This is a genomic window from Halomonas borealis, assembly GCF_004798905.1.
In the GTDB taxonomy this organism is placed as follows: domain Bacteria; phylum Pseudomonadota; class Gammaproteobacteria; order Pseudomonadales; family Halomonadaceae; genus Halomonas; species Halomonas borealis.
Genome location: NZ_SDMO01000109.1, coordinates 1 through 248 on the forward strand (window position 1 = coordinate 1; position 248 = coordinate 248).

Annotated in this window: 1 protein-coding gene; it reads right to left on the bottom strand. The window is 31.5% G+C overall.

Annotation, left to right across the window (positions count from 1 at the left end; genetic code table 11):
* The coding region (locus ETC07_RS16335) for a helix-turn-helix domain-containing protein (protein WP_136249341.1) at window positions 1-235 on the bottom strand (235 nt) is incomplete at its 3' end.
* Between the last annotated feature and the right edge of the window lie 13 nt (window positions 236-248).

A 248-nucleotide genomic window follows, 5' to 3' on the forward strand; every position in this document is an offset into this window, starting at 1 on the left:
GTGTAATAAAATATTCAGGTAAGCCGTTATTTACAAGCAAGGAATAATCCAAAATAGTAAGATTCATACTTTCTAGAAGCGCTTCAAGCTTGTCAAAAGATACTAGAGATTTCCCATTTTCAAACTGTGAAATCGTTGCTTTAGAAACCCCACTTAGTGTATTCAACTCTGATAGACTCATATTTTTTTGTAATCTTAAGTTGCGGAATATTTTTCCATACTTACTATAAATCATTTTACACCAAACC